The sequence below is a fragment of the Paenibacillus sp. FSL R5-0527 genome, from assembly GCF_038008055.1.
In the GTDB taxonomy this organism is placed as follows: domain Bacteria; phylum Bacillota; class Bacilli; order Paenibacillales; family Paenibacillaceae; genus Fontibacillus; species Fontibacillus macerans.
Genome location: NZ_JBBOYI010000001.1, coordinates 431076 through 456762 on the forward strand (window position 1 = coordinate 431076; position 25687 = coordinate 456762).

The 25687-nt window shown below is 49.3% G+C and carries 31 protein-coding genes, 2 pseudogenes and 2 riboswitches; of the genes and pseudogenes, 15 read left to right on the forward strand and 18 right to left on the reverse strand.

Annotation, left to right across the window (positions count from 1 at the left end; genetic code table 11):
• Nucleotides 1–2: 2 nt before the first annotated feature.
• Entirely contained in the window at nucleotides 3–1193 is a 1191-nt protein-coding gene (locus tag NYE69_RS01930) for a helix-turn-helix transcriptional regulator (protein ID WP_340923307.1), read from the reverse strand.
• On the opposite strand from NYE69_RS01930, the gene NYE69_RS01935 reads away from it, so the two are divergent.
• Entirely contained in the window at nucleotides 1185–1805 is a 621-nt protein-coding gene (locus NYE69_RS01935) for an alpha/beta fold hydrolase (RefSeq protein WP_340930243.1), read from the forward strand. The genes NYE69_RS01930 and NYE69_RS01935 overlap by 9 nt on opposite strands.
• 60 nt (nucleotides 1806–1865) lie before the next feature.
• Here NYE69_RS01935 and NYE69_RS01940 read toward each other — a convergent pair whose 3' ends face one another.
• A complete protein-coding gene (locus NYE69_RS01940; protein WP_340930244.1) occupies nucleotides 1866–2444 on the reverse strand; it encodes a TMEM175 family protein in 579 nt (192 codons plus the stop codon).
• Nucleotides 2445–2600: 156 nt separating this feature from the next.
• The gene (locus NYE69_RS01945) at nucleotides 2601–3119 is read right to left on the reverse strand and encodes a C40 family peptidase (RefSeq protein WP_328269924.1); all 519 of its coding nucleotides are present in this window, start codon (nucleotides 3117–3119) and stop codon (nucleotides 2601–2603) included.
• Between the two features lie 303 nt (nucleotides 3120–3422).
• On the opposite strand from NYE69_RS01945, the gene NYE69_RS01950 reads away from it, so the two are divergent.
• From NYE69_RS01950 to NYE69_RS01965, 4 genes and pseudogenes are all read left to right on the forward strand, one after another.
• The gene (locus NYE69_RS01950) at nucleotides 3423–3905 is read left to right on the forward strand and encodes a DUF2975 domain-containing protein (protein ID WP_340923310.1); all 483 of its coding nucleotides are present in this window, start codon (nucleotides 3423–3425) and stop codon (nucleotides 3903–3905) included.
• Nucleotides 3906–3915: 10 nt separating this feature from the next.
• On the forward strand, nucleotides 3916–4146 hold the full coding sequence (locus NYE69_RS01955; RefSeq protein WP_036627271.1) for a helix-turn-helix domain-containing protein: 231 nt from the start codon (nucleotides 3916–3918) through the stop codon (nucleotides 4144–4146).
• A 15-nt stretch (nucleotides 4147–4161) separates the two neighbouring features.
• A complete protein-coding gene (locus NYE69_RS01960; RefSeq protein WP_340923315.1) occupies nucleotides 4162–5025 on the forward strand; it encodes a DUF817 domain-containing protein in 864 nt (287 codons plus the stop codon).
• Nucleotides 5026–5560: 535 nt separating this feature from the next.
• A pseudogene (locus tag NYE69_RS01965) lies at nucleotides 5561–5983 on the forward strand (kanamycin nucleotidyltransferase C-terminal domain-containing protein); the annotation flags it as partial.
• A 137-nt stretch (nucleotides 5984–6120) separates the two neighbouring features.
• Here NYE69_RS01965 and NYE69_RS01970 read toward each other — a convergent pair.
• Nucleotides 6121–7014, reverse strand: a complete 894-nt coding sequence (locus tag NYE69_RS01970) for a polysaccharide deacetylase family protein (RefSeq protein WP_445744742.1) — start codon at nucleotides 7012–7014, stop codon at nucleotides 6121–6123.
• A 98-nt stretch (nucleotides 7015–7112) separates the two neighbouring features.
• Entirely contained in the window at nucleotides 7113–7469 is a 357-nt protein-coding gene (locus NYE69_RS01975) for a winged helix-turn-helix transcriptional regulator (protein ID WP_340923320.1), read from the reverse strand.
• A 171-nt stretch (nucleotides 7470–7640) separates the two neighbouring features.
• Here NYE69_RS01975 and NYE69_RS01980 point away from each other — a divergent pair, with 171 nt between their 5' ends.
• Nucleotides 7641–8237, forward strand: a complete 597-nt coding sequence (locus NYE69_RS01980; RefSeq protein ID WP_340923323.1) for an NAD(P)H oxidoreductase — start codon at nucleotides 7641–7643, stop codon at nucleotides 8235–8237.
• Between the two features lie 124 nt (nucleotides 8238–8361).
• Entirely contained in the window at nucleotides 8362–9057 is a 696-nt protein-coding gene (locus NYE69_RS01985; protein ID WP_340923326.1) for an MIP/aquaporin family protein, read from the forward strand.
• A gap of 69 nt (nucleotides 9058–9126) precedes the next feature.
• Here NYE69_RS01985 and NYE69_RS01990 read toward each other — a convergent pair whose 3' ends face one another.
• Entirely contained in the window at nucleotides 9127–9492 is a 366-nt protein-coding gene (locus NYE69_RS01990; RefSeq protein WP_328269935.1) for a winged helix-turn-helix transcriptional regulator, read from the reverse strand.
• A gap of 126 nt (nucleotides 9493–9618) precedes the next feature.
• Here NYE69_RS01990 and NYE69_RS01995 point away from each other — a divergent pair, with 126 nt between their 5' ends.
• Nucleotides 9619–10131, forward strand: a complete 513-nt coding sequence (locus NYE69_RS01995) for a dihydrofolate reductase family protein (protein WP_340923331.1) — start codon at nucleotides 9619–9621, stop codon at nucleotides 10129–10131.
• Here the strand turns inward: NYE69_RS01995 and NYE69_RS02000 are convergent.
• The gene (locus tag NYE69_RS02000) at nucleotides 10104–10451 is read right to left on the reverse strand and encodes an S-layer homology domain-containing protein (protein WP_340923334.1); all 348 of its coding nucleotides are present in this window, start codon (nucleotides 10449–10451) and stop codon (nucleotides 10104–10106) included. The two genes, NYE69_RS01995 and NYE69_RS02000, sit on opposite strands and share 28 nt — an antisense overlap.
• Between NYE69_RS02000 and NYE69_RS02005 the strand changes: the two genes are divergently transcribed.
• The gene (locus tag NYE69_RS02005; RefSeq protein ID WP_340923337.1) at nucleotides 10450–10809 is read left to right on the forward strand and encodes a hypothetical protein; all 360 of its coding nucleotides are present in this window, start codon (nucleotides 10450–10452) and stop codon (nucleotides 10807–10809) included. The two genes, NYE69_RS02000 and NYE69_RS02005, sit on opposite strands and share 2 nt — an antisense overlap.
• On the forward strand, nucleotides 10767–11000 hold the full coding sequence (locus NYE69_RS02010) for a hypothetical protein (protein WP_340923339.1): 234 nt from the start codon (nucleotides 10767–10769) through the stop codon (nucleotides 10998–11000). The genes NYE69_RS02005 and NYE69_RS02010 overlap by 43 nt, the downstream gene beginning before the upstream one ends.
• Nucleotides 11001–11140: 140 nt before the next feature.
• Here the strand turns inward: NYE69_RS02010 and NYE69_RS02015 are convergent, their stop codons facing one another.
• The 4 genes and pseudogenes from NYE69_RS02015 to NYE69_RS02030 all read right to left on the reverse strand — a co-directional run bounded on the left by NYE69_RS02015 (nucleotide 11141) and on the right by NYE69_RS02030 (nucleotide 13396).
• Entirely contained in the window at nucleotides 11141–12046 is a 906-nt protein-coding gene (locus tag NYE69_RS02015) for a methyl-accepting chemotaxis protein (RefSeq protein WP_340923343.1), read from the reverse strand.
• Between the two features lie 136 nt (nucleotides 12047–12182).
• Nucleotides 12183–12728 (reverse strand): GyrI-like domain-containing protein, encoded by a 546-nt coding sequence (locus NYE69_RS02020; protein WP_340923347.1) that lies wholly within the window; start codon nucleotides 12726–12728, stop codon nucleotides 12183–12185.
• Nucleotides 12725–13114, reverse strand: a pseudogene (locus NYE69_RS02025) (MerR family transcriptional regulator); the annotation flags it as partial. The gene NYE69_RS02020 and the pseudogene NYE69_RS02025, both read right to left, overlap by 4 nt.
• Nucleotides 13115–13126: 12 nt before the next feature.
• Entirely contained in the window at nucleotides 13127–13396 is a 270-nt protein-coding gene (locus NYE69_RS02030) for a hypothetical protein (RefSeq protein ID WP_340923350.1), read from the reverse strand.
• A gap of 152 nt (nucleotides 13397–13548) precedes the next feature.
• Between NYE69_RS02030 and NYE69_RS02035 the strand changes: the two genes are divergently transcribed.
• Nucleotides 13549–13890: a hypothetical protein gene (locus NYE69_RS02035; RefSeq protein ID WP_445744809.1), complete on the forward strand. Its 342-nt coding sequence runs from the start codon at nucleotides 13549–13551 to the stop codon at nucleotides 13888–13890.
• A gap of 381 nt (nucleotides 13891–14271) precedes the next feature.
• Here NYE69_RS02035 and NYE69_RS02040 read toward each other — a convergent pair whose 3' ends face one another.
• From NYE69_RS02040 to NYE69_RS02050, 3 genes are all read right to left on the reverse strand, one after another.
• The gene (locus NYE69_RS02040; protein ID WP_240752237.1) at nucleotides 14272–14448 is read right to left on the reverse strand and encodes a hypothetical protein; all 177 of its coding nucleotides are present in this window, start codon (nucleotides 14446–14448) and stop codon (nucleotides 14272–14274) included.
• A 442-nt stretch (nucleotides 14449–14890) separates the two neighbouring features.
• On the reverse strand, nucleotides 14891–18370 hold the full coding sequence (locus tag NYE69_RS02045) for a collagen binding domain-containing protein (protein ID WP_340923356.1): 3480 nt from the start codon (nucleotides 18368–18370) through the stop codon (nucleotides 14891–14893).
• A gap of 279 nt (nucleotides 18371–18649) precedes the next feature.
• Nucleotides 18650–19450, reverse strand: coding sequence for a transglutaminase-like domain-containing protein (locus NYE69_RS02050; protein ID WP_340923359.1), 801 nt, complete (start codon nucleotides 19448–19450; stop codon nucleotides 18650–18652).
• A gap of 13 nt (nucleotides 19451–19463) precedes the next feature.
• Nucleotides 19464–19551: riboswitch (cyclic di-GMP riboswitch) on the reverse strand.
• A gap of 55 nt (nucleotides 19552–19606) precedes the next feature.
• Nucleotides 19607–19692, reverse strand: a riboswitch (cyclic di-GMP riboswitch).
• A gap of 248 nt (nucleotides 19693–19940) precedes the next feature.
• Here NYE69_RS02050 and NYE69_RS02055 point away from each other — a divergent pair.
• Nucleotides 19941–22298, forward strand: a complete 2358-nt coding sequence (locus NYE69_RS02055) for a glycoside hydrolase family 16 protein (protein ID WP_340923362.1) — start codon at nucleotides 19941–19943, stop codon at nucleotides 22296–22298.
• A 92-nt stretch (nucleotides 22299–22390) separates the two neighbouring features.
• Here the strand turns inward: NYE69_RS02055 and NYE69_RS02060 are convergent, their stop codons facing one another.
• From NYE69_RS02060 to NYE69_RS02075, 4 genes are all read right to left on the reverse strand, one after another.
• Nucleotides 22391–22975, reverse strand: coding sequence for a uracil-DNA glycosylase (locus NYE69_RS02060; RefSeq protein WP_340923365.1), 585 nt, complete (start codon nucleotides 22973–22975; stop codon nucleotides 22391–22393).
• A gap of 342 nt (nucleotides 22976–23317) precedes the next feature.
• A complete protein-coding gene (locus tag NYE69_RS02065) occupies nucleotides 23318–23776 on the reverse strand; it encodes an SRPBCC family protein (protein ID WP_340923367.1) in 459 nt (152 codons plus the stop codon).
• 2 nt (nucleotides 23777–23778) lie between these two features.
• Nucleotides 23779–24222, reverse strand: coding sequence for an SRPBCC family protein (locus NYE69_RS02070; RefSeq protein WP_340923370.1), 444 nt, complete (start codon nucleotides 24220–24222; stop codon nucleotides 23779–23781).
• Between the two features lie 2 nt (nucleotides 24223–24224).
• Nucleotides 24225–24725 (reverse strand): MerR family transcriptional regulator, encoded by a 501-nt coding sequence (locus NYE69_RS02075; RefSeq protein ID WP_036618451.1) that lies wholly within the window; start codon nucleotides 24723–24725, stop codon nucleotides 24225–24227.
• A gap of 261 nt (nucleotides 24726–24986) precedes the next feature.
• On the opposite strand from NYE69_RS02075, the gene NYE69_RS02080 reads away from it, so the two are divergent.
• The 3 genes from NYE69_RS02080 to NYE69_RS33595 are packed head-to-tail and all read left to right on the forward strand — an operon-like array spanning nucleotide 24987 to nucleotide 25571.
• Nucleotides 24987–25250, forward strand: a complete 264-nt coding sequence (locus NYE69_RS02080) for an alcohol dehydrogenase catalytic domain-containing protein (RefSeq protein ID WP_340923373.1) — start codon at nucleotides 24987–24989, stop codon at nucleotides 25248–25250.
• The gene (locus tag NYE69_RS02085; RefSeq protein ID WP_340923376.1) at nucleotides 25244–25456 is read left to right on the forward strand and encodes a zinc-binding dehydrogenase; all 213 of its coding nucleotides are present in this window, start codon (nucleotides 25244–25246) and stop codon (nucleotides 25454–25456) included. The genes NYE69_RS02080 and NYE69_RS02085 overlap by 7 nt, the downstream gene beginning before the upstream one ends.
• A complete protein-coding gene (locus NYE69_RS33595; RefSeq protein WP_445744743.1) occupies nucleotides 25365–25571 on the forward strand; it encodes a zinc-binding dehydrogenase in 207 nt (68 codons plus the stop codon). Before NYE69_RS02085 ends, NYE69_RS33595 begins: the two co-directional genes overlap by 92 nt.
• Nucleotides 25572–25687 lie beyond the last annotated feature (116 nt).

Consider the following 25687-nt stretch of genomic DNA (forward strand, 5'->3'; position numbering starts at 1 on the left):
AATTACTTTGCTAATGCGCCGGACAGTAATTTTTCTGCTGGGCCCGTTTGATAAAGTAATCGCATGGATTCGATTTTTTGGTTCATGTAGGCAATTCCCTCCGCAGGCGCTGCGATTTTGACTTCTCCCCCCAGCTGCCAGATCAAGTCCACGTAAAAATTCAAGTCCTCCGCCGCAATTTTAACGGTTGCCATTCCGCTGCCGTCTTCGTTCTGCTGTATAAAAGGAGCAAACCGGGGATTGGATTCCAGCAGCCACACTCCTTTTTTCGTCATCTCCAGTTGAAGGGTCGTCTGTTCCAGATGGTCTTTATTGGGCTTATCCAATAAAATCATGGGGCTTATATCTTCTCGGCAAGGAATCGTTTCGTTCAGCGCAGCGGAGAGAATCCGGTCGGCTCTGAACTGCCTGATGTCTTCTCTATGGAAACAATACGCGGGACAATACCAATAGCCGGAACTGGCATAGAGGCCGATGGGCTGAATATTCCGCTCTGATACTCCGCCGCTGGATTTATATTTTACGGTAACTACACTACGAATCATAATGGCTTGCAGCAGAGTTTGAAGAATCTCCGCAGACATCGGGCGATAAGGGCTCCAGAACATGATCCGGTTCTTGAGCCGGTCGATCTGTTCTCTAATATCGGCAGGCAAGTAATGATAAAACTTATGGAGCGCAGAATCGGCCCCCTCGCCAAAAGGAACGGAACCGAAATAATCCAAAGTTTGAGCGGCAAAAAACATGGCGAGCGCTTCACCTTCGGTAAAGCTGATGGGCGGCAAAAGTCTTTCTTGAAGAAGCTTGTACCCTCCTCCCCTTCCTTGAACGGAATAAATGGGAATGCCGAGTTCGCTGAGTTCTTGCAAATCCCGCGTAATCGTTCGCGTGGACAGCCCGAATTCATCGGCCAGCTCCCTGACGGTAAAGGATCGTTTGGCGTTGATCCGCATAATCAATTGAATGAGACGCTGTGACTTTTGCATTGGCTCCCCCTCAATTCCGTAAATAAGACATGACTTGTCTTGTTTAAATGATATTATCATCCCATAAGTTATCCGAACTGACAACCTTACGAGGGGAGCATAAATAAAATGCAAAACAATCCGCAGGAAAAGATCGGCGTGGTATTCGTCCATGGAGCAGGCTTGGGCAGCCGAATTTGGAGTAGAGTTGTGAAAGGGATGGAACATCCTTACTTACTCGTCGAGTACCCTTTCCGGGATAGTTCGTTTGATTCAAGGCGCCGGCTTTCGATGGAAGATTATGTGACGTATATGAAAAAACAAGTGGATGAATGGGGGGTTCGCAAATTCGTGATCGTGGCGCATTCACTTGGGGGAGTTCTTGCTCTCAAACTTGCTTCCGAACTGAACGATCGTTTGGCGGGCTTTATCGCTGTTGGGGCGGTAATTCCCAAAAATGGCGGTTCATTTTTGTCCGTAATGCCATTTCCCCAAAAAATAATCATGCCCGCGATCCTGCGAACCATAGGTACGAAACCGCCGGAGTCCGCCATCCGGACGGGGTTATGCAACGATCTCACGCCGGATCAAGCCGCGGAAATCGCCCGAGGATTTACCCCCGAGGCCGTACGCGTATATACTGATCGAATCCACGTGTCCGTTCCGGATGTACCAAAACTATATGTAAAACTAACCCAGGATAAAGAACTCAGTCCGTCCTTGCAGGAGCAAATGATCTCAAACCTTTCCCCGCAATCGGTTCGCAGCCTGGAAACCGGACATCTACCCATGATAAAGGACCCGGACGGGTTAAGAGCGATCTTAGAGGATTTCCTATAATTTCCTATAGCCAAAAAAGCTCTTCGAACCTGCCTGCACACGACAATCGAAGAGCTTTTCTTAGCGGCTTCTCAGGGCATGTTCGATTCGCTTATCCGGCAAGAACCAGATCACGGCAACGAGCACGAAAAAGAAGCCGGATATCCAAGTACTCACATATGCAGTCAAAACTGCGGCCAAGTAGAGCAAAGGAGATAACTTCACCTTCCAGTCTTTTCCCATCGCTAAGACGAAGGAAGAATCACCGGAATGCTGGCTAATAATCGCACGCTGAAGCAGCCGGTACGAGAACGCCGCTAACAGCAGAATAATCCCGTACAACGCCGTTGGCGTAGCCGCGAAATGGCTTTCTCCCATCCAAGCTGTCGTGAACGGCACAAGGGATAACCAAAAGAGAAGCAGCAAATTAAGCCACATCAACCGGCCGTTCATCGTTCGCACCATGTGCAGCAGATGATGATGATTGTTCCAATAGATGCCGACATAGACAAAGCTGAAGATATAACTAAGAAGTTTCGGGCCAAGACCGATTAGCGCATACCAATCATGGCCTTCAGGAACTTTGAATTCCAGCACCATAATTGTAATGATAATCGCCAGCACGCCATCGCTAAACGCTTCCATCCGGTTCGCTTTCAGAGGGTTCACCTTTTCTCGCTTTTCGCGTTCTTTTAGTCTATTCGACATCAGTAACATTGCATAAAATGATTTATTCTGTCAAGCAAAACAAAGCAGAGTCCAAGAGGCTCTGCTCTGTTTTGCTTTGTTTAGTTTTTAGTGTTCTTATCCATTGCCTTAAAGTACACGGCGAGCCGTCACAAACGTCCGATCCCAGGCGCTGCCCGCAAAGTCGGAAATCGTGACGCCGATGCCAACCCGATACGTGTGCAGCAATTGGCCGTTCCCGATGTAAATACTTACGTGATTAATAACGCCGTCCCGATTCGTATCCGAGAAGACCAAATCGCCCGGCTGCAATTGATCTTTGGACACCGGGGTGCCTACCGTCGCCTGTTGCCGCGACGAACGCGGAAGATTGATGCCGTTTTGCTTGTACACATATTGAACAAAAGAGGAACAATCAAACGCATCGGTTCTTCCCGATTTGGCACCAAAGCGATAAGGAACGCCCATAAATTGTTCGCCGGTGGCGGCAATATGATCCGCAATGGATGTGTTGGACGAAGCCGCCGCGGCTTGGGCAGGTTGGCTCGTAAACGCCACGCTCCCGGAAAAAATGATCGAAAGGCAAAGACCGGCACCCAACAATTTTTTGCCAATCCGACTTGTCTTGAGTTCGTTATGGAAGTTCATAATGTCCTCCTTATGAGTGGGATTGGGGCCCCACGAAAACCATAACATATATTTTTGAACCCAACACTTGCCAAGAGGAGAGCAAACCCTTGGGCTGCCTATGATCGCGTATTGTTATTAAACTTAGATTAAAATCAACTAATCCAATCCCCTTTAGAGCTATAGCCACCAAGACAATATAAAGCACGGTCATTCAGCCAGCGCAAAACGATATTTATATCATAAAAATTGATAAAAATTTATTGTAAAACGATAAATTACATGTTAAGTTTAAGTCGACATTAACTACGTGAGGTGTTTTTGATGAAACGTGAACAAGGTTCAACGCTGTTCTTAAAGGGTGTTGTTTTCCTGATGGGCATTGTGGTATTGGCTTTGTGTCTGTTTGGGGTGCCCGGGATCGTCAATGAATTGATTGAAAATTACCCCGCGATGATTTACTTGCCTATTCTAATTGGTATGTATGGAGCGGCGATCCCGTTTTTCTTTGCGTTGCATCAGACGTTGAAGCTTTTAAGTTATATCGACAAGAACACCGCTTTCTCGGAATCGTCGGTGACGGCTTTAAAAAATATTAAAAATTGTGCAATCGCCATCAGCATCTTGTATGCGGCAATTCTGCCGGTTCTTTATATCATCGCGGAGAAAGACGACGCCCCGGGGCTCGCCGCGCTCGGATTGGTCATTGCTTTTGCGTCCATCGTGATCGCCGTCTTTGCGGCTGTGCTTCAAAAGCTATTAAGAAATGCCATCGACATAAAATCCGAGAACGACTTAACGATCTGAGGTGAATAACGTGGCCGTGATCATCAATATTGACGTGATGCTGGCGAAAAGGAAAATGAGCGTCACGGAACTTTCGGAGAAGGTCGGCATCACGATGGCGAATCTTTCCGTATTGAAAAATGGGAAAGCCAAAGCGATTCGATTTTCCACGTTAGAGGCGATTTGCAAGGCTTTGGATTGTCAGCCTGGAGATATTTTGGAATACAGAAACGATGAAGAGACTCAGGGATCAAATGGATAGATGGGGGAGACACTTATGAAAAACCGCTTATGGCATGCCCTGCAGCAGTTGGTTCGCTTCGGCTGGCAGCAAGCTTTGTCCTGCGTATTTCCCGTGGCCATCTTTGCTTCGCTGGCTCTGACCCGGTTCATCCCTCTTCCCTGGCTGCACCGTTACGATTGGCTGCTGATCATCTGCCTAACCATGCAAGTATGGATGCTGCGTTCCGGACTTGAAACCCGCGACGAACTGAAGGTGATCACCGTCTTCCACCTGATCGGTTTGGCTCTGGAAATGTTCAAGGTTCACATGGGGTCCTGGTCTTACCCGGAAGAAGGCTGGACGAAGGTGAACGGGGTCCCCCTCTACAGCGGATTTATGTATGCCAGCGTGGCCAGCTACTTGTGTCAGGCCTGGCGGCGTCTGAAGGTTGAACTGGTTCGCTTTCCGCCGCTCTGGCTGGTCATCCCGCTCGCCGCTTCCATCTATTTGAATTTCTTCACCCACCATTATTGGATCGACGTTCGCTGGTGGTTGTCCGCGTTGGTGCTGATCGTATTTTGGCGAACCTGGGTGACCTATGAGGTTGGGCGCCATCGCTACCGGATGCCGCTAGCCCTCGCCTTCGTGCTGATCGGCTTCTTTATTTGGATTGCGGAGAATGTCGCCACCTTCTTTAGCGCGTGGAAATACCCGAATCAATCCGACGCCTGGCATCTTGTCCATGTCGGCAAGATCAGTTCCTGGCTTCTCCTCGTCATCATCAGCTTTCTGATCGTCGCCGCATTGAAGCAAGTCAAAGAGCAGCGGCCCGCGATTGGCAAAGATAGCCGCGACTCCATTCAAAGCGGAGGCCGTTTGCCTTTAGAGGCCCGACGAAGCGGTAAACAATTAGATTAGGCGTTACCTCACCGCTATAATGAGATAGGACAGTTCTTCGTCACACTTCGGTTCCTCACTTAGAGGAACCGTTTTCTTTGACTTCTATTACCTTTTTACTAAACTGATACGCTACAGCAACATCCTCTACAATCTCATTATCCTGGTATGAAAAGGAACCTTCAAACTCTAACGTATCATTGTCTTTCCACACTATGTTATTTGCATAGCTATAATTCTCATGATCTACGCGGACCCATGTATCTAATTTTTTTTGTACACCATATTTGACTCTTGCTGATTCCACTAACTCCGGGCTTGACCTTCTCTCTTCAACATTAATGATTTCAACGAATTCACTTTTATTAGAGCATGTTACTATTGCAACTCCCAATATTTATTCTTTGTCTCTAAAATAGCTTGCTGTGAGCGCTGTAAGTATAGGCGGACTATTCCTTGGTCTTCCATTCGTTATTCTCCTTCTACCAATCATCCCTGTATGTTTATTTTATATATTCTTATATATAGTAGAAGTTTCATTGAATTCGTTGCACTTGAAGCATTTTTTCCTAGATTAAAGGAAGCGGCCGAGTCGCCAACAAAGGAGGACTTCACGCGTGCAATCAACGAGGTGCTTGTCGGGGAAATGGACGAATTTGTTGGCAAGCTCAGAAATGCCAGTCTAAACGGCCCACGCACCTACTTGCCGTACTTGGCGGTGCAGTTCGCGCAATACGGAGCTATGTTGGCCGGGCTGCACAACCGGAAACTTTACTCGACCGGAGCAATGGTTTTGCCGGAAGCCCTGAAACTGCCGGATCGTCCGCAAGGATTCGACCGTGTTGCGGGCATGGTGATGTCCGGGACGTTGGCGGAACCCGCAAAAATCGTTTCTGCTTGTGAAAACTTCTGGAGCGGACTCGTGAATTGGGGGGCCAAGCATGGGTATGTGATACATTCAAAACGAATCCCGTTTTGATTCGAAGAGGCTGCCCGGATAAAAAAATTTGTAAATCCCGCCCCGGCAGCGTCAGCATCGCCAATTAATTTTCGCCTGTATGCCCCTGCAGGACACCAATCCTCCTGTAGGGGTATTTTTTCGTACCCTAGACCGGATCACTGTTTTGACCCGGCCCGAATATTTTCTTTCGCATTCTTGTTCAGGTTCAGCAGGTCTTCAACCGTAACGAACTCAACGCCATCGCTTTTCAGAGATTTTACGATCCGGGGGATCGCAGCGACAGTACCGCTCAAATCCTCGCCTTGTCCACCGGCGGCATGCTGCAGAATAATCGCGCCCGGCAGAATATGGCCAAGCACATTGGTACTCACCTGATCCGCATTAAGCCCTTTCCAGTCAAGTGAATCAACGTTCCATCCGACGATTCTTTTATCTCTGCTCGCAAGCCAGAGAATCTGATTCTCATCCGTATTGCCGTAGGGCGGCCGAAATAGGGTAGGCAAGTAACCGGTGTAATTGCGGATGATCTCGTCCGTCCGGGTCACCTCGCTGCGGAACTTAAGATCGCTAAGCTTCGGCAAGTTCGAATGGCTGTAGGAATGGTTTCCGACTACGTGCCCTTCTCTAACGATCCTGGCCATGATGTCGGGGTGTGCCTCGGCCCGGTTGCCGACCACAAAAAAGGTGGCCTTTACCCCGGCCTGCTTTAACGCATCGAGCACTTGCGGCGTGAATACGGCATCCGGCGCATCGTCGAACGTAAGCGCAACCTGCCGTTTGCTTTGAGGCCCGTTCAGCACGTAATAGGTTGGATACTTATGGTGCAAATCGGCAAGCGACATCGGATGAGGCTTACGGACATGGCCCTCCGGGCCGCCTTGGAGTTCAGGCGTGCCGTTGGGCAGTCGATCCCGCTGTATCGGGCCTGCCTGTGAAATCTTTTGCGTTTTGGCCTCGGGTTGGTTGTTGCCTTTTCCCGGGTTCTGCGCGCATCCTTGGCACATCGTCACTACAAGCAGACAGACAGCCAACATTCTCAGCGATTTCACTTAACCACCTCCTATATTAAGCAACAGCATTTTATGCCATAGCATTCCATAGAAGGCGATGATTTATGCGAATTGAAGGAGCAAGCAGTATTTTACCGTCATCCGGAGCAGGAGGATTTGCATTGCCGCTGACGGATATATTGCTCGCCCCACTCGTCCAATTGGTCCAATATCGATTTCAGCGACAATCCAAGTTCACTGATTTCATAGACGACCTTCGGCGGCACCTGATTATATACCGTTCTCGTGATGATGCCGTCTTCCTCCAGCTCCCGAAGCTGCTGAACTAACATTTTTTGCGTAATTTCGGGAATAGCCTTTTTTAATTCGCTCGTTCTCATGGGGCCGGGTCCGCAGTTCAAATGGCATAAAATCAATAATTTCCACTTCCCGCCTATGACCTCCAGCGTCGCTTCCGCAGGGATGTTATACGTCCTTGTGGTCTGCTTTTCCATGGGATAACCATCCTCTCGCCAATCAGGGTGAACAGTTACTAATAAGTGACTATATCACTTTCGAGTGATTATATCACATTAAAGTAAGTACTTCCTATTTCTTACTGCTTATTAGATAATTTTATCGTAGCTTATTCGAGGTAAAAATTTTAGATCTGGAAGGTGACATTTATGAAAATTTTGACCGTTGTGTCGCACCCAAGAGTGAATTCCCTAACGTTTGCCGTCGCGGACAGATTCATACAGGGGCTTACTGATGCGGGACATGAGACAGAATTGCTGGATCTGCACCGCAGCGGCTTCAATCCTGTCATGTGGGAAGCGGACGAACCGGATTGGTCATCGAATCGCAAGATCTATTCACCAGAGGTGGAAGCCGAGATGGAACGAATGAAAAATCACGACGCGCTCGCCTTTATTTTCCCGATATGGTGGTACAATCTGCCCGCTATGCTGAAAGGATACATCGACCGGGTATGGAACGATGGTTTTGCGTACGGCTCCAATAAATTGCATCATAAACGAGTGCTATGGCTCGGCCTGGGAGGAGCTCCGCAAGAAGACTTTGAGAAGAGACAGTACGATAAAATGCTCTCCCAGCTTCTAAACACCGCAATTGCCGAATACTGCGGAATTTCTAACAGCAAGGTTGAGATCCTTTATGACACCCTGGATTCAAGGCCGGAAATTTTCGAAAGTCTCCTGATGCGAGCTTATCATCTAGGACTATATTATGACAACGATTCAAAGGCCGTACGTTCATGCTAACGGTAAGATCAAGTTCGTAACCACGCTCCGTAAACCTCCTGAAGCGCCAATCCCACTGTATGTTCAGTTTTTGTCAATCTGCCTGATTTACAATGGGATTCACTTATATTTTTAGGAGGTAGTTATGAACGCTTCATTCAAAAAGTATGCGGCCGAATTCATTGGAACATTAGTGCTTGTTCTGTTCGGCTGCGGCAGTGCCGCTACGGCGGGAGGAGAGCTCGGAAATTTGGGAATCGCCTTGGCATTCGGGCTGTCAATTGTGGCGATGGCCTACGTTATCGGTCCGATTTCGGGGTGTCATATTAATCCGGCGGTTTCTCTCGCCATGCTTCTTAAACGTAAGCTAACCGGTACCGATTTCATCGGATACGTTGTGGCGCAAATCGCCGGTGCTATTGCAGGATCTGCCATTCTGTACGCCATCCTCGTCTCCGCGGGCATGCCAACAACAGGGCTTGGCCAAAATGGCTTCGGCCCCGGCTATGGGATCGGGATTTCAGCCCAGATGGCGGTCATTGTCGAAATCGTGTTAACTTTCGTTTTTATCTATACCATTCTTGGCGTGACCTCCACTGAAAGCAACGGGAACGTAACCGGCCTGGTCATCGGACTCACGCTTGCTTTCGTACATATTTTAGGCATCGCCTTAACGGGAACGTCCGTCAATCCTGCAAGAAGCCTGGCGCCGGCGCTGCTGGTTGGCGGAACGGCTTTATCCCAAGTTTGGGTGTTTCTTATCGCACCGCTTGCCGGCTCGGTACTGGCCGTTGCCGTATATCAGTGGCTGAACAGCAGCCGCAGGGGGAAGCAAGCGTAAAAATGGCTAACTTGAGGGGCTGCCCCAAAGTCACTGAAGATGACTTAGGAGTTGCCCTCTTTTTTTGATTTACCGGCTAACCTTTTCTCCTTCTTCATTCATCTCGTTCGTCCCTTTCTTTAGATATCCGCCATACTCTTGAGTCCACGTCCACATAGCTGCAAAAATCGGCTGCAGACCTTGCCCGGCCGCGGTGAGTTCGTATTCGACATGCAGCGGTACACCGGGGAAAATCGTCCGCGTAACAATCCCCTTCTCCTCTAACAGCCGCAAGCGATCTGTCAACGTTTTCGGACTAATCGGCTGCAGCTTGCGGCGTAATTCCCCAAACCGGCGGGTCCCGTTAAATAGTTCAAACAAAAGAAGAAGCATCCATTTGCTATCCAAAATCTCCAAGATAGGTTCAACAGTGCCGGGACAGGATTGATCCATCATGAATTATCACTCCATAGTTCATTTTTTGAAACTATTGCACTTAAATGTAACTACTTTTCAAATGTACCATAGATGAATTACGATGTGAATCGAAGGCAGGAACAAATCCTAAGGAGGAATATTACTATGAAAACTATTTTATGGGCAACGTTAGCCGCCAACGGCAATTATGCGCAATCAGGTCCCGATAACCCGCCGACAACAGAAGCTCTGGCCGACTTCGCGGCACAAGCTAAAGCTGCGGGAAATTTCATCGTTGGACGCCGCACTTTCGAAAGCATGGCCGAAAACGGTGGTGGCGGAGGTCCCTTTGCCGATCTCGATATCGTTGTCATTTCCAACAGCATCCCTAGCATCCCGGGGGTCACGGTTGTAGGATCTCCGCAAGAAGCCTTGGACTACTTACAGCAAAAAGGCCATCAAACCGCGCTCATCAGCGGCGGTGCGGATATCCACAATTCGTTTCTCGGCCAAGAACTGATAGACGAAGTGATTTTCAATGTGGCGCCTGTGTTGGAGGGTAAAGGATTGAATCTTTTAATCGACAAAGACCACTACCGCTGCAAACATGTGGAATTGCTGGACTGCAAGCCCCTCGGCGGCGGCGTGGTTCAACTGCGGTATGCAATTAATCGGTAACCATTAATTTGCTCTCCCGGTGACACGTCAGCGTACGAGGCCTGCTCAATCGCATCCGCCGCCCAGTGTCCGCTGCTTACATCACTATAGCTGGCCCGCACGCCTGTGGAAAGCACGCTAAGATTCATAACACGCGAAATCATCGTCACCATCTCGGCATGGGTAATGGTTGCATTCGGCTTAAAGCTGCCGTCCGCATAACCGTTCACGATCCCCTTCTCCGCCAATGCGCCGATGTAACCGGCAGCCCAATGCGAGCCCGTATCCTTGAATACCGCCGCATCAGCACTTGAGGTCAGCCCGAAAGCACGGACGATCATGGCGGTAAATTCCGCTCTTTTCGGCCGTACCGCTCTGCTTCAGGTGTTCGGCGCCTTCGGGCAGATCGTTTTCGCGGACCAGATCTACTTCGGAAGGAAAGACGGGAATCTGGTGGGCGCTTTGGAGCCGGAAATGAAGGAGGCCTTGCAGTACCTTCGCAAATGGTACCTTGACGGCATCATCGATCAGGAATTTATTACCGGGGAGAATAAAGGGGGCTACAAACATCTGTCCCATGCTTTTATTAATGGAAGAATCGGCATAACCTCAATGGGCAACTACTATCACTGGATTCAAGACGGCGATTACTCGGCATGGACTTACGACGACCATTCGAGGGCAAAGAGACTCCGGTAGAAGCCGCCTATAATGCGAAGGAATTAACCGCCAAAAATCCGCAGGCCCGGATTGTGTTCGGTCAGCCCTTTAGCGGACCGGGCGGCAAACGGGGTTCCAAAGCCTATGACATGCTGATGAGCTTCACCGCGATCGGCGCGGGACGCCGCCAAAGAGCCGGGCAAGCTGGAGACGATCCTGCAGATTCTTGATTATGTCAGCGCCAATCCCGACCCGGAAGAAGATGCTTCGTTGAAATACGGGGTTAAGGGAAAGCACTGGGTATGGGCAGAGGCCGCAAAGGAGGATGTCATTGTTCTGCCTTCTTATGACCGAATGTCTAGGCCGTATTTTAAATATTTGCCGCAACGTTCCGTGCCTGCTCGTCCAATTTTTGGGCGGAGGCGGCGATATTGTTGAAGTCTTCCATGGTTACGCGTATCTGTTGCTGGCTCTCCTCGATGGAAGATTGGACGCGGTTGATACCGTCCGATATCTCGGTGATCTCCTTTGTAATGCCGCTAATGGCATTTTGCACCTTGACGATGGATTCCGACACCTCGCCCGACAGCTTGCGCACCTCCGAAGCCACTACATCAAACCCTCTGCCGTACGGCCCCGCATGGGCCGCCTCGATGGCTGCATTTAGGGCGAGCAGGTTGGTCTGAGAGGCAATATCACGGATCGTCTGCACAATCCCCTGGATTGACTTGGCTTGCTCCTGCAGCCCCTCAAGGGTAAGGGTGTTATCTTCCGAAAACTCAGCAATCCGGTCCACGCTGAGCAGCAGCTCCCGGCTCCTTCCGATTCCCGCTTCCGCATGCTGATTTAAGTCTTGAGAGGCCGCCTCCAATTCTTTAACCACCATGGACAGGCTGAATTGGCGTTGGGTAATATCCGTTGCAATTTTGGAGACGCCGATAACCTCGGCTTCCTGTTCATCATAGATCGGCATATAAGTGGCCTCCAGCCACACCGTTTCACCACGGGCATTTTTCCGTTCAATCTTATCCTGAAAGCTTTGCCCGGACAACAGCGCCGTCCAGAACTGCTCATAAACCGGTGAATTAGCAAATGATTCAAAGCAGAAGTCCCGATGCTGCATTTTCATTATATCCTCAATTTGATATCCCATCGTCTTAGCGAATACCTCATTGACATAGGTCACCTTACGATCGATGTCAAAACGGATCATGGCCAAATTCTTCTCCATCGCTCTGAAGACCAATTCGTCCGTTACCGCCGGTTTGTTCATCATTTGTGTCCACCTCTCACTGTTAAATAAAGCAGCGCACCCTAATATACCAGTTTAACAACTGCATCTGAACAATAAATAGACATGCTGGCAGCGGAAGCTGGCTGCCGGTTCGTTCCGGCAACCTGTCGTCACTTTATTAGGAGTTTTTCAACTTGACCGGGAACAGCAAATCCAATTGATGCTCATCGCTCTCCGGCCAATTGAGATGGCAATGATAAACGTAATTCAAATGTTCCTCCAACAATCCGCCCATAAACTCTCCATGGTCATTCAACATATTGGCTTCATATTTCGGATGATTATGAACCCAATCGGACAGCCACTTCCATTCATGGAAGTTCCCCAATGTTATGGTATGCGCCGCATACATACCGCCGGCAAACCGCTTCTTCACCAGCGGCGCCGGAACTTCCATTTCGGCAGGGATCGTCACCCAAAACTCGTACCCGTAATACGGTTTCTCATCGGAAGGGTTCGGATGATTAAACCCAAATACGCGAGCGTCTGGTTTCACGTTATAAAGTCGGCTCTTCTTTAGGAATTCCGCGAGCTGCTCTCCGGCATTCTCCTCAGGGTTCTCCCCCACATAGTGACTCGCCGCGACTGTACAGGGGGGGACGTGGATCATTCTCACATTTTCAAGCTTTTGCAGTTTCGCCGCTGCCGCGTTTAGATCATTCATTTACTTTTCCTCCCTTGGATCGAAATGAGATAGGATAAAGAGTCAATTTCATGAAGCATGCTTTCATCACACAAAAGATCGCGGTTTATTTCAAGCGCATGGTTTCTTTCCAACTCTTCGATCAGCCTCGTTATGATTTCTTTGATCGTGGCCAACGACTCTATAGTGCTCGTCAGCTCCTTCACTCGTTCTTTAAAAATGTCCACAGCCGCTGCCGCGTCTTCATGTTCAAGGATAATCGCGATCTGTTTTAAGGGAATACTTAATTTCCTTAAAATCATGATTTGTTCGAGACGCCTAAGAGAGGCTTTGTCATATGTCCGGTATGCATAGCCTTCCTTTTTCGTACTGGCGATCAGCCCGAGCTCTTCATAGTACCGAAGCGTTCGAGTCGTTACTTAAAAAAACCTCGATACTTCGCTAATGGTTGCAAGTTCCATAAAAACCCTCCTCCCCTTCAACATGAAGTCTATAGGACGCCGCGACGTCAAAGTCAATGGCACGATCAGCAAAACATAAGGACAGAAAATGCCGCTATTTTGAAGGTTCAGCCGCCGGATTGTCGTTGCAATAGCTGCCAGCAAGTTAGTATCGGTTATCCTCGCATCGCCATTTTTCTTGGAACCTGCGAATACTACTTCTTTACCAGTAATATTGTTGTAAGGCAAGGAATTTCATCATCAATAACTGTTCGATATTACTAATTCCGCAGGATAATTGTGTCAAAAAGGCGACTTTTGCACCTTGGAGGACACAGGAAAAGTGGGTAGTCTATGCTTAGTTTATCCAAGATAAGATCAGGGGGAATCAGGTACAGCCGATTATGGTCGAGGGTACGACCCTTGTGCAGGTCCGTCCGCTTTTTGAAGCGATGAGACTGGAAGTGAAGTGGGATAAAACCAGCGGAGTATCAAGCGACGGCACGTTCAAGAGCACGGACCTGATCTTGGCCTCACTCGACGCAACGGTCTCTACGACCGATTCGAGCGAATCGAAGAGCGGCAAAGGCACCTATAAAATCTCGGGCAATACGCTCGTCCTTACCTATGCGGACGGGACCGTCGTCCGCAGCCTTTTCTTCGATCACGCTCCCGGCGGCAAAGATTCGCTCAAGAATATCCAAATCGGGAAAAACAATTTCTATATTTCTGAGGATCAGTAGCACCTTAAGTAAAGCCCCTTCTGCTGAATGAACAGCGGAAAGGGCTTTTTTTAATGGATAATATTCCGGAATCGGCGTTCTCAGTCCTCGGAACATAGATGATTATGGGCACTTATTTCCTGATTATAATAATTAAAAAAATCCCGCAATAACTGCGGGATAATAGCTAATTTTAATACCAGCATCTATGCTTTCTTTCATTTTCAGGCAAAACCACTTTAACGGTTGTGCGTTGAATCGCCTTTACTTTGTTAGCGGCAATGTTTCTTGATTTGTTCTTATTTTTGTTTTTAGAAACTCCCTTAGCTTTGCTTGCGGGCGAAAGAACGTAATATCTTGATCTCGATCTAGGCATAAAAACATTACTCCCTTCTGTTTGTTCTAATAATAATTGTGTTTCTCAATGTTTTTTTCATGGCCGGGCACATTTACTTTAACTGTTGTACGTTGAATGATTTTCGCTTTGTTAGCGGCAATGTTTTTGGATTTGTTCTTATTTCTGTTTTTAGAAATTCCTTTAGCTTTGCTTGCAGGCGAAAGGATGTAATATTTAGCCATAATATACAGCGCCTCCCTTCTGCTTAATCTAGTATAGAATATGAAAAATTCAGCGGATAGTTTGTACCGATATCTATAAAACTAAGAATAGTCAGATTATCTGATAAGCGCATCATGAAATGACGTTCATACCGAAAGAAGTTAGCGCCGATATTTTGATCAAATCACCATTTCATTTGACGAATGGCACAGAATTCACCAACATTTACGGAAATTTAATGTCCGCTATGTACGCGGGGCGGTAACACAGGAAGTATGCGTTATCATTGGGTGGCATGTGAATCTATAAATCAGGCTCATAACCCCCGAAAGCCAACTCCCCCCAATTTTCGATGCCAACTTCAATTTTAGAAATCTTAACCTCTTCCTGGGTTTCAGCAAAAACAACGGCTCCCCCTGCCTGCTACCAGGACAAGGGGAGCCGAAGCACCCGGAAATATTGCTACTTGGTTAGTCGTCTGCGGCTTAACCATACACCGAGAACGATCAGTCCGAGACCCGTCAAATAGTACGGATAACGGCTTCCTTCACCGGTCTTCGGAAGCATGGACACCGGCTTCTCCGATGCCGGAGTTTGCGGCTTCGGCTTCTCCGGTTTCGGCTCGCCGCGTGGAATATCCTCTTCTCCGATATCAACGGTAGGCGTTTCCGAATCATCCGTCGAAGGCGTTTGAGGTGTTGCCGGTTCGCCTCTCGGGATATCTTCATCCGGCACTTCTACTTCGCCGGTCGGCGGCGTCTCCGGATTTGACGGAGTCGAAGGATCGCCCGGCGTTACCGGAGTCGATGGACGGTCCGGTCTCGTTGGGTTCCCGGGATTCCCCGGATCGGACGGATCGGATGGATCGGATGGATCGGACGGATCGGACGGATTCGACGGCTCGCCAGGTTTAACGGGTACCTTGCTGTTCGTTACGGTCATTTTCAGCACATTGCCTTGGCTCGTAATACTGGAGTCGATCGTTACGTTCCAAGTTGCCTGATCGATCTTATATCCTTCCGGAGCGGCTAACTCCTCCAAAATATAATCGTCATACAACAGTTTCGTAAACAGGGCTTTGCCTTCCGCATCCGTAGTTATTACAATCGGCGTCCGTTTGCCCGCTGCATCGTAAAGCGCGAACTTCGCTCCCGCCAGCGGCTTCGTGTTGTCGTCGCGGTCCACCTTCGTCACTTCCAGGCTGCCCGTCACGCCGCCGCCCGAACCTGAACCGGAGGAAGTGCGGACAATGACCTCTTCCGTCGTTTCCCTAAGCTCGGTCTTCAGCTGATCTCCTTCGAGGGCCACCTTATTTTGCACAGCTTCTTTATCTCCAGCGGCAATGAACGACTGGTATTCCAAAATATAAGCCGTGGAGATGGCGTCCGTGAACTTTAATTCAAACGTCTCTTGATCCCCGTCAAGCCTTGTGATGGTTAACGTGTAGTCTTTCCCTTTGGTCAATTCTTCCGCTTTGACCGCTTCACCGTTTGCATTGACCTTGGCTTTGTAGAGGCGGAACGAATCCTCGATCAAAACCTGATTCGCGCTTGGATAGTCAATAATTTTGGCGTTGGAAATATGTGACTGGCCTTCATTGATGCGAATCGTCCAATCGATTTTATTTCCATTTTGGGCGCCTTTCTTCGTCACGTACTCGCCGCCGTGCGGAATCGTCACGCTGGCGTTCCATATCGCCGCTTTATCGCTGCCGTTCCACAGCTCAGCGGTATTATCCATCGTCTTGACAATCAACGTGCCCTGCAGCGATGTTTTGAACTCGATCCAGTAGGCGGATACGATCTTGTTCTTAAATTGAACGGTCAGTTTGTTTCCGTTTGCTTCGGACGGTTCCGTTACCTCGTATTGAGCAGCCGGAACTTCAGCGCCCTTCTTAACGCCATTGCGTCCCCCCGTCAGCTCCATCGCATACACCTTTACCGAATTCGGAACAAACTTCTGCTCCTGCTTCAGAACATCCGTTACGATGGCTTTGTCAAGCGGATCGAGATTGTAGTTCATCTTGATGTTCCACGTGATCTCTTTGTTGACAGGATCGTAGCTGCCGTCTTTACCGCCATTGTTTTTCGTATAATCGTCGGAGGAGAAGGCGGCTTCCCGTTGGATCGGCCCTTTCTTCTCGCCGTCCTCGGTCCACGTCATGACAGCTCTGTTCTTAAAATCGAACTTTCGCTCCTTCAGCCAGCCGATGTTAAACTTCGTTTCATACTCGATCGTATACGTGGTGTCAATGGTCTTCAGGAACTTGATGACAAAGCCGCTGCGTACATTGTCGTACTCGACCTTATAATCGCTTTTAGGAACGAGCTTCCCATCCGCTTTTACGATCATGGAATCCGGAACGAATTCAAGACCGCCCTGCGGGAACGTATCCGTAATGACTACATCCTGCATGCTGTACTTGCCGCCGTCCGGCCTTTTATCGCCGTTGACCGTAATCAGCCATTTCGCCGTTTTCCCGGCAAAATCGATGTTCTGTACGCCTTTCACCAGAGCGCGGCTTCCTTGGGCCGGGGTGGTCACTTCCTTGGACGCATCACCCGACACGACTTCGTTCTTCACCTGCTTCCCCTCGGCGATCGTCCGGTCGACCGGCTTCGTCTGATAAACGATCGTATAAGGCGAATCGATATCCTTATTGAATTGAAGGCTGAATCCGTTCTTTCCCGCCGGTTCGGCGGTGTATTCGCCCTTTGCAACCAGATCTTTATCAGCCTTCGAATCCCCGTTGTACACCTTCAGCGAATCGGCAATCCATGTATGAATTTCACTGAATTCGTCCGTGATGACCGCTTTCTCTTTTGGAATCTTCTTTTCATTGAAATTGTACTTCACAGTCCAAGTGATGATTCCGGTGCTGTTATCCACGCTAAACGATTTATCCAAAAATTGGCCGCGGTTTACCGTTACCGTAGCGGTCGATTTGGCATCTTCCGTTCCGTCGCCGGACAGGACAGCGGTGTTTTCAAAGCGCGACTGCTCGCCGGTAAGCTTCGTCGAAAAGCGAATCTCATAAGCCTTGCTGATCGTCTCATCCTGGAACGCAAGCTCCAGTTTCGCCCCGCCGTTCGTTTCGACCTTATATTTGCCGGCATCTACCTTGTCGCCAAGGGCCGCCGATCCGTCACCGTTAACTTGCAAACGGTAAACCTCCACAGAGTCGGCAATAAGCTCCAAACCTTCAGGCAGTGCGTCGGTGAGCACCGCGTGCTTGATTTTTTCCAGCGACTTGTTAACTTGAACCGTCCAATCGATCCGATCTTTGCCAATCGCTTTCCCTTGCTTTTCGATCAGCTTTCCGCCCTTCGGCTTCAGATTCACGATAGCGGTCTGCACTCCGCTTTTTACTGGAATGGCAATAACGACTTCCGTACTGCCTTTAAGGACTTCTTTCTTAAATTCCGTACGAATTTCCAGCTTGCCGGCGATGTTGGAATGACTCTCCACGTAATCATTGAAGGTCATCACAACTTTCCCGTTCAAATCGACCGTAAACCGGCCAACTTTCCCTTGATCGGCAAGAAGCGGGGCATCAATATCCGTAAAAATTTCAAACTGCCGCGGCAGCTCGAAGCTGAATGTATCCCCATTCTTGTAGCCGTGTCCGTTTGGAAGCTCCCACTCATAGCTGAGGTTGACGGCCGCGCCGACGTCCAAACTGCTGTCGGGATTATACACCGCATCAATCACGGTACCGTTTAAATCGGTTAACACGACTTTGGTTAAAATACTCTCCGCACTGGCGACTGGCCTGGCGACTGGCGCCGGCCGGTCATATACGCTATCCGTCACGGATTCTTGCGCGCTGCCCGTCGATTCCTGCACGCCGGCCGCTGCGTTCGCCGTCCAAACGGATGCGCCGTACAGCGTCTGCATCAGCAACAGCAATGCCACAACGATTCCACAAACCTTTTTCCTCATAATCTCTCCCTCTGTCTCTACATCACCCTCATTATATTCGGTTCCGATCCGCCTTCCGTGCGCAATTCGGGCCATGCATCCATCGGACAACATGTCGATAGGGTAATTTTCAGTCCATCACCTCCGCTGATCTTTATTGGCGCACGATTAATTGTGCCTGTATTTTCTTCAGAACCAAATGGGCTTCCGCCATTATATATGCCAATACTATACAATTTCTCAACAACGCCAAATAAGCCTTGGACATATCGTCCAAAGCCTATGTTTATTTCGTAAAAATCAATAGTATTTAGCCGGGGAATAACGCGAGGCGTCTTTAATCATGTTGACCCCGGTCTCACTGCTCTTCCAGCCCGCATCGACAGTTGTATCAATGGTTACCCATTGTCCATTCAAATAAACTTCATTCCAAGCGTGGTAAACATCAACGTATTCCGAAGTTCCCATAACAAGCTTGGCCGGAATTCCGATACTCCGCAACATGGAAGCGAACAAGGAGGCATAGTCGTAACACATCCCTTTCCGCCCTGCCAACGTACGGTTGCTATCGGGAAGGTAGTCCGTCAATTCGCTGGCTGCCAGAGTATGATCGTACCGGATCGTCCCGACAATATATTCATAAATAGCGTGCACTTTCTTCTCGTCGGACGGAGCGGATTGGGCAAGCTTCTTCGCAAGCTGGGCTGCCTGATCCCTTTCGCTCCAATCGACATTTTGCACAGAGTTCAAAAACACTTTGCTGTCATCCGCCAGTTGAAGTGTAACGGCCGCTTCCTGAACGATTTTGTATTTGGTACCGCTGACTTGTTCCAGAACGGTAACCTTATATTCACCATTGCCCATCTGGAGCGGAAATACTTCCTGCCGCTTGTCCGGCGAAAGGACATAGGTATATTTGTCACTACCTTTTGCGATCATGAGCTTCGTTTTGGCCCCGGCTTCCGCATCATAACGAATGACGACGGCGCCACGGTCCAACTGCTCCAAACCCAACCAATCTTCGGACGGGGCAGCTTGTACATCCGGAGCCCACATCAATAACGCAAAAAGCCCTACAATAGCGAACACAATGTTGCGCATACTGCAAACTCCCTTCGGCGGCCAGGCTGCCATTGACGTTTCGTCAAGAAGGCCCTGTGGCTTTGCGTCCCTGTCTTTCGACAAGTTTGCTATTTTCGTAATAGAGTTTCACAGATACTGATACATCTTCTCCAAAAAAACAAAAAAGCATCTTCGTTCGGTAGCTGGCTGCCATTGACGTCCGTCAAGAAGGCCCTGTAGCTTTGCGTCCTTGTCTTTCGACAAGTTTGCCGTTATCGTGATCAACTTTTGTGAATCTATCATATCAAATATATGGAATACCATCAAGAGAAAATTTGGAATTTTGTCGAACTATCATTCTTCCCCCGAACTCACTCGAACTCACCCGAAAAAATAGGACCCCACCAAAAAAATAGCACCTATTCATCCGGTGATCACATTCGATAGAATAAAAATGTACTATAATGTTAGTATTTTCCTAACCGTGCATGGGATAGGAGAATCCACTATTAATTAAGGGAGGGTATTTATGAAGCAAAAAGTTTTCAGTTTGTTCCTGGCGCTAGTTATGATGGCCAGCGTCGGCCTGCTATCAACTTCGCCGGTTCGGGCCGCTGAAGGAGCGGGAACGACCACTATCACCTCTATGGATTATTTTTCAGCGTCGGACGGACCTGTCATCACAAAATCAGGGGTTGGACAAGCCAGTTACGGATTTGTGATGCCTAAATTCAATGGAGGCTCCGCCACCTGGAATGATGTGGTCCAAGACTTGGGCGTCAATGTGAAGGTGGGCGGCAGTTGGGTCGATATTGACAGTGCCGGCAGCTTTGTCTACAACCAAAACTGGGGCCACTGGAGCGACAGCGGCTTTAACGGTTATTGGTTCACGCTTTCCGCGACAACCGAAATTCAACTGTACTCCAAAGCGAATGGGGTTACGCTGGATTACACTCTTGTGTTTCAAAACATCAACAAAACCACCATTACGGCGATGACGCCTACACAAGGGCCGCAAATTACGGCGGATACTACGGGCGGCGCCGGCTTTACCTATCCGGTTTTCAACAATGATCCGGCGATCCCCTTTGCAGCTGTGGCCGATGATTTGAAAGTGTACGTTAAACCCGTCAACAGCAGCGAATGGATCGATATTGACAATAATGCGGCCAGCGGCTGGATCTATGATAAAAACTTCGGCCATTTCACCGATGGAGGCGGCGGCTACTGGTTTAACGTCACGGAGTCGATCAACGTCAAACTGGAATCGAAAACCTCTTTGGTTAACGTTGTTTATACCATCATCTTTAATGAACCCGTAAGAAACTCATATGTCATTGCTCCCTATGATGGAACGACCTTCACGGCCAATGAGAGCGGTGCGATAGGGTTGCCGCTGCCTAAGATTGACGGAAGCGCGCCAGTAGCCGATGAGCTTGGAAATTTCGTATACCAGATCAACATCGGTGGGCAATGGGTAAATTTGGGCGATTCCGGCCAGAGCGGATTTGCATACTCCGCCAACGGCTACAATAACATGTCCGCCGCCAATCAGTGGGGGTATTGGGTCGACCACATCTACGGGCTATGGTTCCAGCCCATCCAGGAAGATCTGCAGATCCGCATCGGCTATCCATTAAACGGGCAGGCGGGCGGAAATGTCGGTGATAATTTCGTCTACTACACCTTTATCGGAAACCCGAACGCTCCCCGTCCGGATGTAACCGATGGCGAGGATATTCCTGTCGGAACGCCAAGCAACCCGGCCATTGAGGGCATGGAGCTGATCTGGCAGGATGAATTTAACGGAACCGGGCTGGACACGGGCAAATGGAACTATGAACTGGGTTACTATCTCAATGACGATCCCGGTACCTGGGGTTGGGGCAATGCGGAACTGCAGCACTATACAAACAGTACGCAAAATGTATTTATCCAGGACGGAAAGTTAAACATCCGGGCCTTAAACGAGCCCAAATCCTTCCCGCAGGATCCAAGCCGGTATGCACAATACTCCTCCGGGAAAATCAATACCAAAGATCATTTTTCGCTCAAATACGGCAGAGTGGATTTTCGCGCCAAGCTGCCTACAGGAAATGGCATCTGGCCGGCCTTCTGGATGCTTCCGCAAGATAATGTCTACGGTTCGTGGGCCGCATCCGGCGAAATTGATGTGATGGAAGCGAGAGGACGGTTGCCCGGCACGTCCAGCGGCGCTATCCACTTTGGCGGACAATGGCCGGCGAATACCCATGTCTCCGGCGAATATCATTTCCCGGAAGGGCAAACCATCGCCAATGACTTTCACGTATATTCCGTAGTCTGGGAAGAAGACAACATTAAATGGTATGTGGATGGCAAGTTCTTCTTTAAAGCTAACAGGGATCAATGGTATTCCACAGCTGCGCCGAACAATCCGAACGCCCCTTTCGACCAGCCTTTCTACCTGATTATGAATCTGGCGATCGGCGGGAACTTTGACGGCGGTGTAACTCCGAATCCCGGCGATATCCCTGCAACGTTGCAAGTAGATTATGTGCGTGTTTACAAAGACAACGGCGGCGGCCAGCAGAATCCTGAAGAACCGGCGCCCCCTTCCACGATCGTCATCGGCGATGAGGTGAAGGGCCTGAAGAAAACAGGCGATGACTTATTGTTCTATGTAAACGGCGCAACCTTCGCCGACTTGCACTACAAGGTCAATAACGGCGTACAGCTGAACGTGGCCATGACCGGGGCGGGGAACGGCAACTATACCTATGCGGTCAATAATCTCAAACAGGGGGATACCGTCGAGTACTTCTTTACCTATAACCCCGGGCAAGGAGCGCTGGATACCCCTTGGCAAACTTATGTCCATGGGGTAACGCAAGGAACTCCGGAGTAAACCGGGTAACCTGTTGAACTGGAAAAAATAGAATGTTGCCTCAAACAAGGCGAGAGGGAAGATAGATGACTTCCCTCTCGTTTTTCCTGTTGCTATGATGAGGTTGATCTTTCCTTCCACTTCTCTTTCAAAGCTTTCAAGTCCCCTATGAAGAACTTTAGCAAATTGGGCCTTCTTCTTACGGCAAGCGGGTGATAGGTAAAGCCGATAGGCAAGCCTTGAAAATCGTGCCAGCTCCCCCGCAATTCCTTGACACTGGCGTTCTCCTTTTGCGGGAATAGAGCTTCCGCCACGGCATTGCCAAAACCGAACAATACCAACGGCTGCTTCTGAAGCAGCTGCAACTGCAGATGAGGCAAACATGCCGCTCTGGCCTCGGGCTTATTGTAAGCGCGCAGCGGCCGGCATTTCAGCAAATAAGTGACATAAACCGAACTCATATCGATCCCCGCTTCCCTCATGCCGAGTTGGAGGGTCTCCCGGGTACCGCACAAAAACGGATTTCCTTCCCGGTCCTCCCGGGCTCCCGGATTATCCAGGATCATCATCAGCGGGGCTTGCGGATTTCCTTCCCCCCAGACAACGCGATTCCGCTGCTTGGACAGTTCGCAGCATACACAATGCTGAATACCTGCTGGCGCTTGTTCTTCAGGCAGAATTACAAAGGGATGATCCATTTCCGTGTCATGCGGCTCCTTTCTTCTTTCCCTTAGCACGCAATGACACCATTATGCCCATCCCAGACGAAAACTTGCTTTAATTGCCGGTTTCCCCGCGGCAGAAAGAAACTCCAGCGCAACACATAAGGACAAAATATGTCGTTAATCCGGCGGTTTCCGTCCATTTGAGAGAAATAGCGGCAATTTATGCCGCTATTCCCCCTCGTCGCAAGGAAGTGCCCACGTTCTGGGCCTTTCATAGGAATATAAGCACAAAAAATGCCGCTAATGGGGATGAACTGACCTGGATTCGGATAATAAGCACATAAAGTGCCTCTATTTTGAAGACAACAAATGCCTTTATTCCGAAGGACGCCCCTTGATTTGCTCCAACAAAGCTTCCAGCCGGTCCAAGTTTTGTTCATTGCCCTCGGCGCAGTAGCTCTTGGCTTCTTCGAACTCCTCCGTTTTCATAAATAGCTGGCGAAAAACGACCTTTGTTCCGCCGTCAAGCTCCTCGAAAGTAGCCGTTACCAGAAATTCATGGCCGGACAAATGTCTGAGTACGATTCGTTCCAAAGCCACGATTTCCTCAAAAACGCAAATGTTGGGATAGTCCACGCCATCCGGCCCGTGCATGACATAACGCCACGCTCCGCCCGGGCGTAAATCGAATTCATGGAACGTATTGGTGAAACCGTTCGGTCCCCACCAACGTGCCAATTGATCGGGGTTCGTCCACGCTTCAAAAACCCGCTCACGCGGCAAATGGAATTCGCGCGAGGAGATAATTTCATTATCACCAATGATAGCGGCCATGGTTATACCTCCTGTTCGAGCGTGTTGCCAAGGGTATCAAGCATCTCATTTGTGCCCTGCTCACGTACTTCCGGCGTATCGTGTCCATCGAAAAAGGCTCCTTGCTCGGTGAAGACCAGCTTCGTGCCGCCTTCGATCGGGATAAGCTCGACCGTGGTGAGCGAAACGGAGATTCGATCGTCGCCCGAATCCAAAGTGTAGCTATAGACGATGCGCTGTTCCGGTACAATCTCCTGGTAGCAAGCATCAAAGGTAAAGACGGGCCCCTCCGGCGGACCTCCGCTGCTGTATTCGCGTCCTCCGACGCGGAATTCGAAAATATCGGCTTTTGAAAACCACTTTGCTTTGGCGGCCGGATCGGCCCAGGCCCGGTAGACCCTCGCAGGCGGTGCGGCATAAGTCCGCTCCACGACGAAGGTGGCGTGTTTGACAAATCGTTCGGTCACGGTCAGTCCTCCTTAGATTTCGATTGTTCCTCTGTTTCGGCAAGAAAATCGCCCAGTAAATCCAGACGGCGCTCCCAGCTTGCCCGGCGCTCGACGACCAGCTTCTCATGGCTCTTTTTCATCGCTCGCAAGAGTTCCGTGAAGTCTTCAACCGCTAAGGGCGCCTTCCCCTGCATCGCTTTGGATACATGCTGAAGCTGGTCAAGGAGCGTTTGCTGCTGTTTGATTTGTTCCTTGATTCGCGCCATTTGCAGGTTGACGATTTCCAGCGGGCTGATCTGCCCGCCGTTTAAGACGGACCTGACCTCCTCCAGAGACAAGCCCAATTCCTTAAGTGATAAAATCTGCTGCAGGCGCGACAGATCGGATTCATTGTACAGCCTGTGACCGGACTCCGTCTGGCCGGATGGTGAGAACAAGCCGATTTGATCGTAATATCGCAAAGTTCGCACGGTGAGTCCCGCCAGTTTGGCAAGATCCCCGACCTTCCAATGTCGTTTCATAGGAACCCCTTCGTTAGCGCTAACTTGTTTACCGGTAGCTTAAGTATAAAAGATAACGTTGCGTAAGGTTCAACCAAAATATTTATTTGGGAAAAAGACCTATTATATTTTATGTTGACGACCACATAAATAAAGAAAGAGAGATAAAAATAGAAAAAGTTGAATGCCCTCAGCCGCAAACGGATGAAGTGCTCGTTCGCATCGTGTATGCTGCAGTCATTCCACTTGACTATAAAATTCGTTCAAGAAGTTTTTCCCGTAATGTTCCCCTACATCCCGGGATTCTATGCTTCCGGAGTTGTCGAGGAGGTGGGGCAAGGTGTAACGGAGTTCAAGCCAGGTGATCGCATTTTTGGTAGTGTCAAAGGGGCCTATGCAGAATATGGCATTGCGAAAGCCCAAGAATTAGTCAAGATGCCAGGTAATCTTACCTTTGAAGATGCGGCAACGATTAAGGCAGAGTTGAAACGGCCTGGAAAGCGCTGTTCACCGAAGGCGAACTCCAGCCTGGCCAAACCGTGCTAATTCATGCGGCGGCAGGCGGTGTTGGACAATTCGCCGTTCAGCTGGCCAAGTGGAAGGGAGCAACCGTGATCGCTACGGCATCAACCCCTAACCTGGACTTCGTTAAGTCTTTGGGTGCTGACCAAGTCATCGATTATACCCGGGCGGCTTTCGAAGACGTCGTCAAAGAAGTGGATCTGGTCGTCGATTGCCGATGGTACGATTAAAGCAGAGATCGATTCCATATTCCCGCTAAACCAAGCTGACAAAGCACTGGAGAAAAGCGAGGCAAGACATGGACGCGGAAGAATTTTGCTGGACATAAACTCAGGTTTAATTTGAAAAACGCTCTTACAAATTTTTCATTGACAACCCGGCAAGGGGACTGTATATTGACTTTGATAATCATTATCAATTAAAAGCACTATTTAAAAATACAGTTCTTGATACGAAAGGGT

Coding starts and splice junctions, on each gene's coding strand:
- NYE69_RS01935 (WP_340930243.1), top strand. CDS start 1,185: ATGGAACATCCTTACTTACTCGTCGAGTACCCTTTCCGGGATAGTTCG.
- NYE69_RS01930 (WP_340923307.1), bottom strand. CDS start 1,193: ATGTTCCATCCCTTTCACAACTCTACTCCAAATTCGGCTGCCCAAGCC.
- NYE69_RS01945 (WP_328269924.1), bottom strand. CDS start 3,119: ATGAACTTCCATAACGAACTCAAGACAAGTCGGATTGGCAAAAAATTG.
- NYE69_RS01950 (WP_340923310.1), top strand. CDS start 3,423: ATGAAACGTGAACAAGGTTCAACGCTGTTCTTAAAGGGTGTTGTTTTC.
- NYE69_RS01960 (WP_340923315.1), top strand. CDS start 4,162: ATGAAAAACCGCTTATGGCATGCCCTGCAGCAGTTGGTTCGCTTCGGC.
- NYE69_RS01975 (WP_340923320.1), bottom strand. CDS start 7,469: ATGGAAAAGCAGACCACAAGGACGTATAACATCCCTGCGGAAGCGACG.
- NYE69_RS01980 (WP_340923323.1), top strand. CDS start 7,641: ATGAAAATTTTGACCGTTGTGTCGCACCCAAGAGTGAATTCCCTAACG.
- NYE69_RS01985 (WP_340923326.1), top strand. CDS start 8,362: ATGAACGCTTCATTCAAAAAGTATGCGGCCGAATTCATTGGAACATTA.
- NYE69_RS01990 (WP_328269935.1), bottom strand. CDS start 9,492: ATGATGGATCAATCCTGTCCCGGCACTGTTGAACCTATCTTGGAGATT.
- NYE69_RS01995 (WP_340923331.1), top strand. CDS start 9,619: ATGAAAACTATTTTATGGGCAACGTTAGCCGCCAACGGCAATTATGCG.
- NYE69_RS02005 (WP_340923337.1), top strand. CDS start 10,450: ATGGCGGTAAATTCCGCTCTTTTCGGCCGTACCGCTCTGCTTCAGGTG.
- NYE69_RS02000 (WP_340923334.1), bottom strand. CDS start 10,451: ATGATCGTCCGTGCTTTCGGGCTGACCTCAAGTGCTGATGCGGCGGTA.
- NYE69_RS02010 (WP_340923339.1), top strand. CDS start 10,767: ATGGACTTACGACGACCATTCGAGGGCAAAGAGACTCCGGTAGAAGCC.
- NYE69_RS02015 (WP_340923343.1), bottom strand. CDS start 12,046: ATGATGAACAAACCGGCGGTAACGGACGAATTGGTCTTCAGAGCGATG.
- NYE69_RS02020 (WP_340923347.1), bottom strand. CDS start 12,728: ATGAATGATCTAAACGCGGCAGCGGCGAAACTGCAAAAGCTTGAAAAT.
- NYE69_RS02040 (WP_240752237.1), bottom strand. CDS start 14,448: ATGGCTAAATATTACATCCTTTCGCCTGCAAGCAAAGCTAAAGGAATT.
- NYE69_RS02045 (WP_340923356.1), bottom strand. CDS start 18,370: ATGAGGAAAAAGGTTTGTGGAATCGTTGTGGCATTGCTGTTGCTGATG.
- NYE69_RS02050 (WP_340923359.1), bottom strand. CDS start 19,450: ATGCGCAACATTGTGTTCGCTATTGTAGGGCTTTTTGCGTTATTGATG.
- NYE69_RS02055 (WP_340923362.1), top strand. CDS start 19,941: ATGAAGCAAAAAGTTTTCAGTTTGTTCCTGGCGCTAGTTATGATGGCC.
- NYE69_RS02060 (WP_340923365.1), bottom strand. CDS start 22,975: ATGGATCATCCCTTTGTAATTCTGCCTGAAGAACAAGCGCCAGCAGGT.
- NYE69_RS02065 (WP_340923367.1), bottom strand. CDS start 23,776: ATGGCCGCTATCATTGGTGATAATGAAATTATCTCCTCGCGCGAATTC.
- NYE69_RS02075 (WP_036618451.1), bottom strand. CDS start 24,725: ATGAAACGACATTGGAAGGTCGGGGATCTTGCCAAACTGGCGGGACTC.
- NYE69_RS02080 (WP_340923373.1), top strand. CDS start 24,987: ATGTTCCCCTACATCCCGGGATTCTATGCTTCCGGAGTTGTCGAGGAG.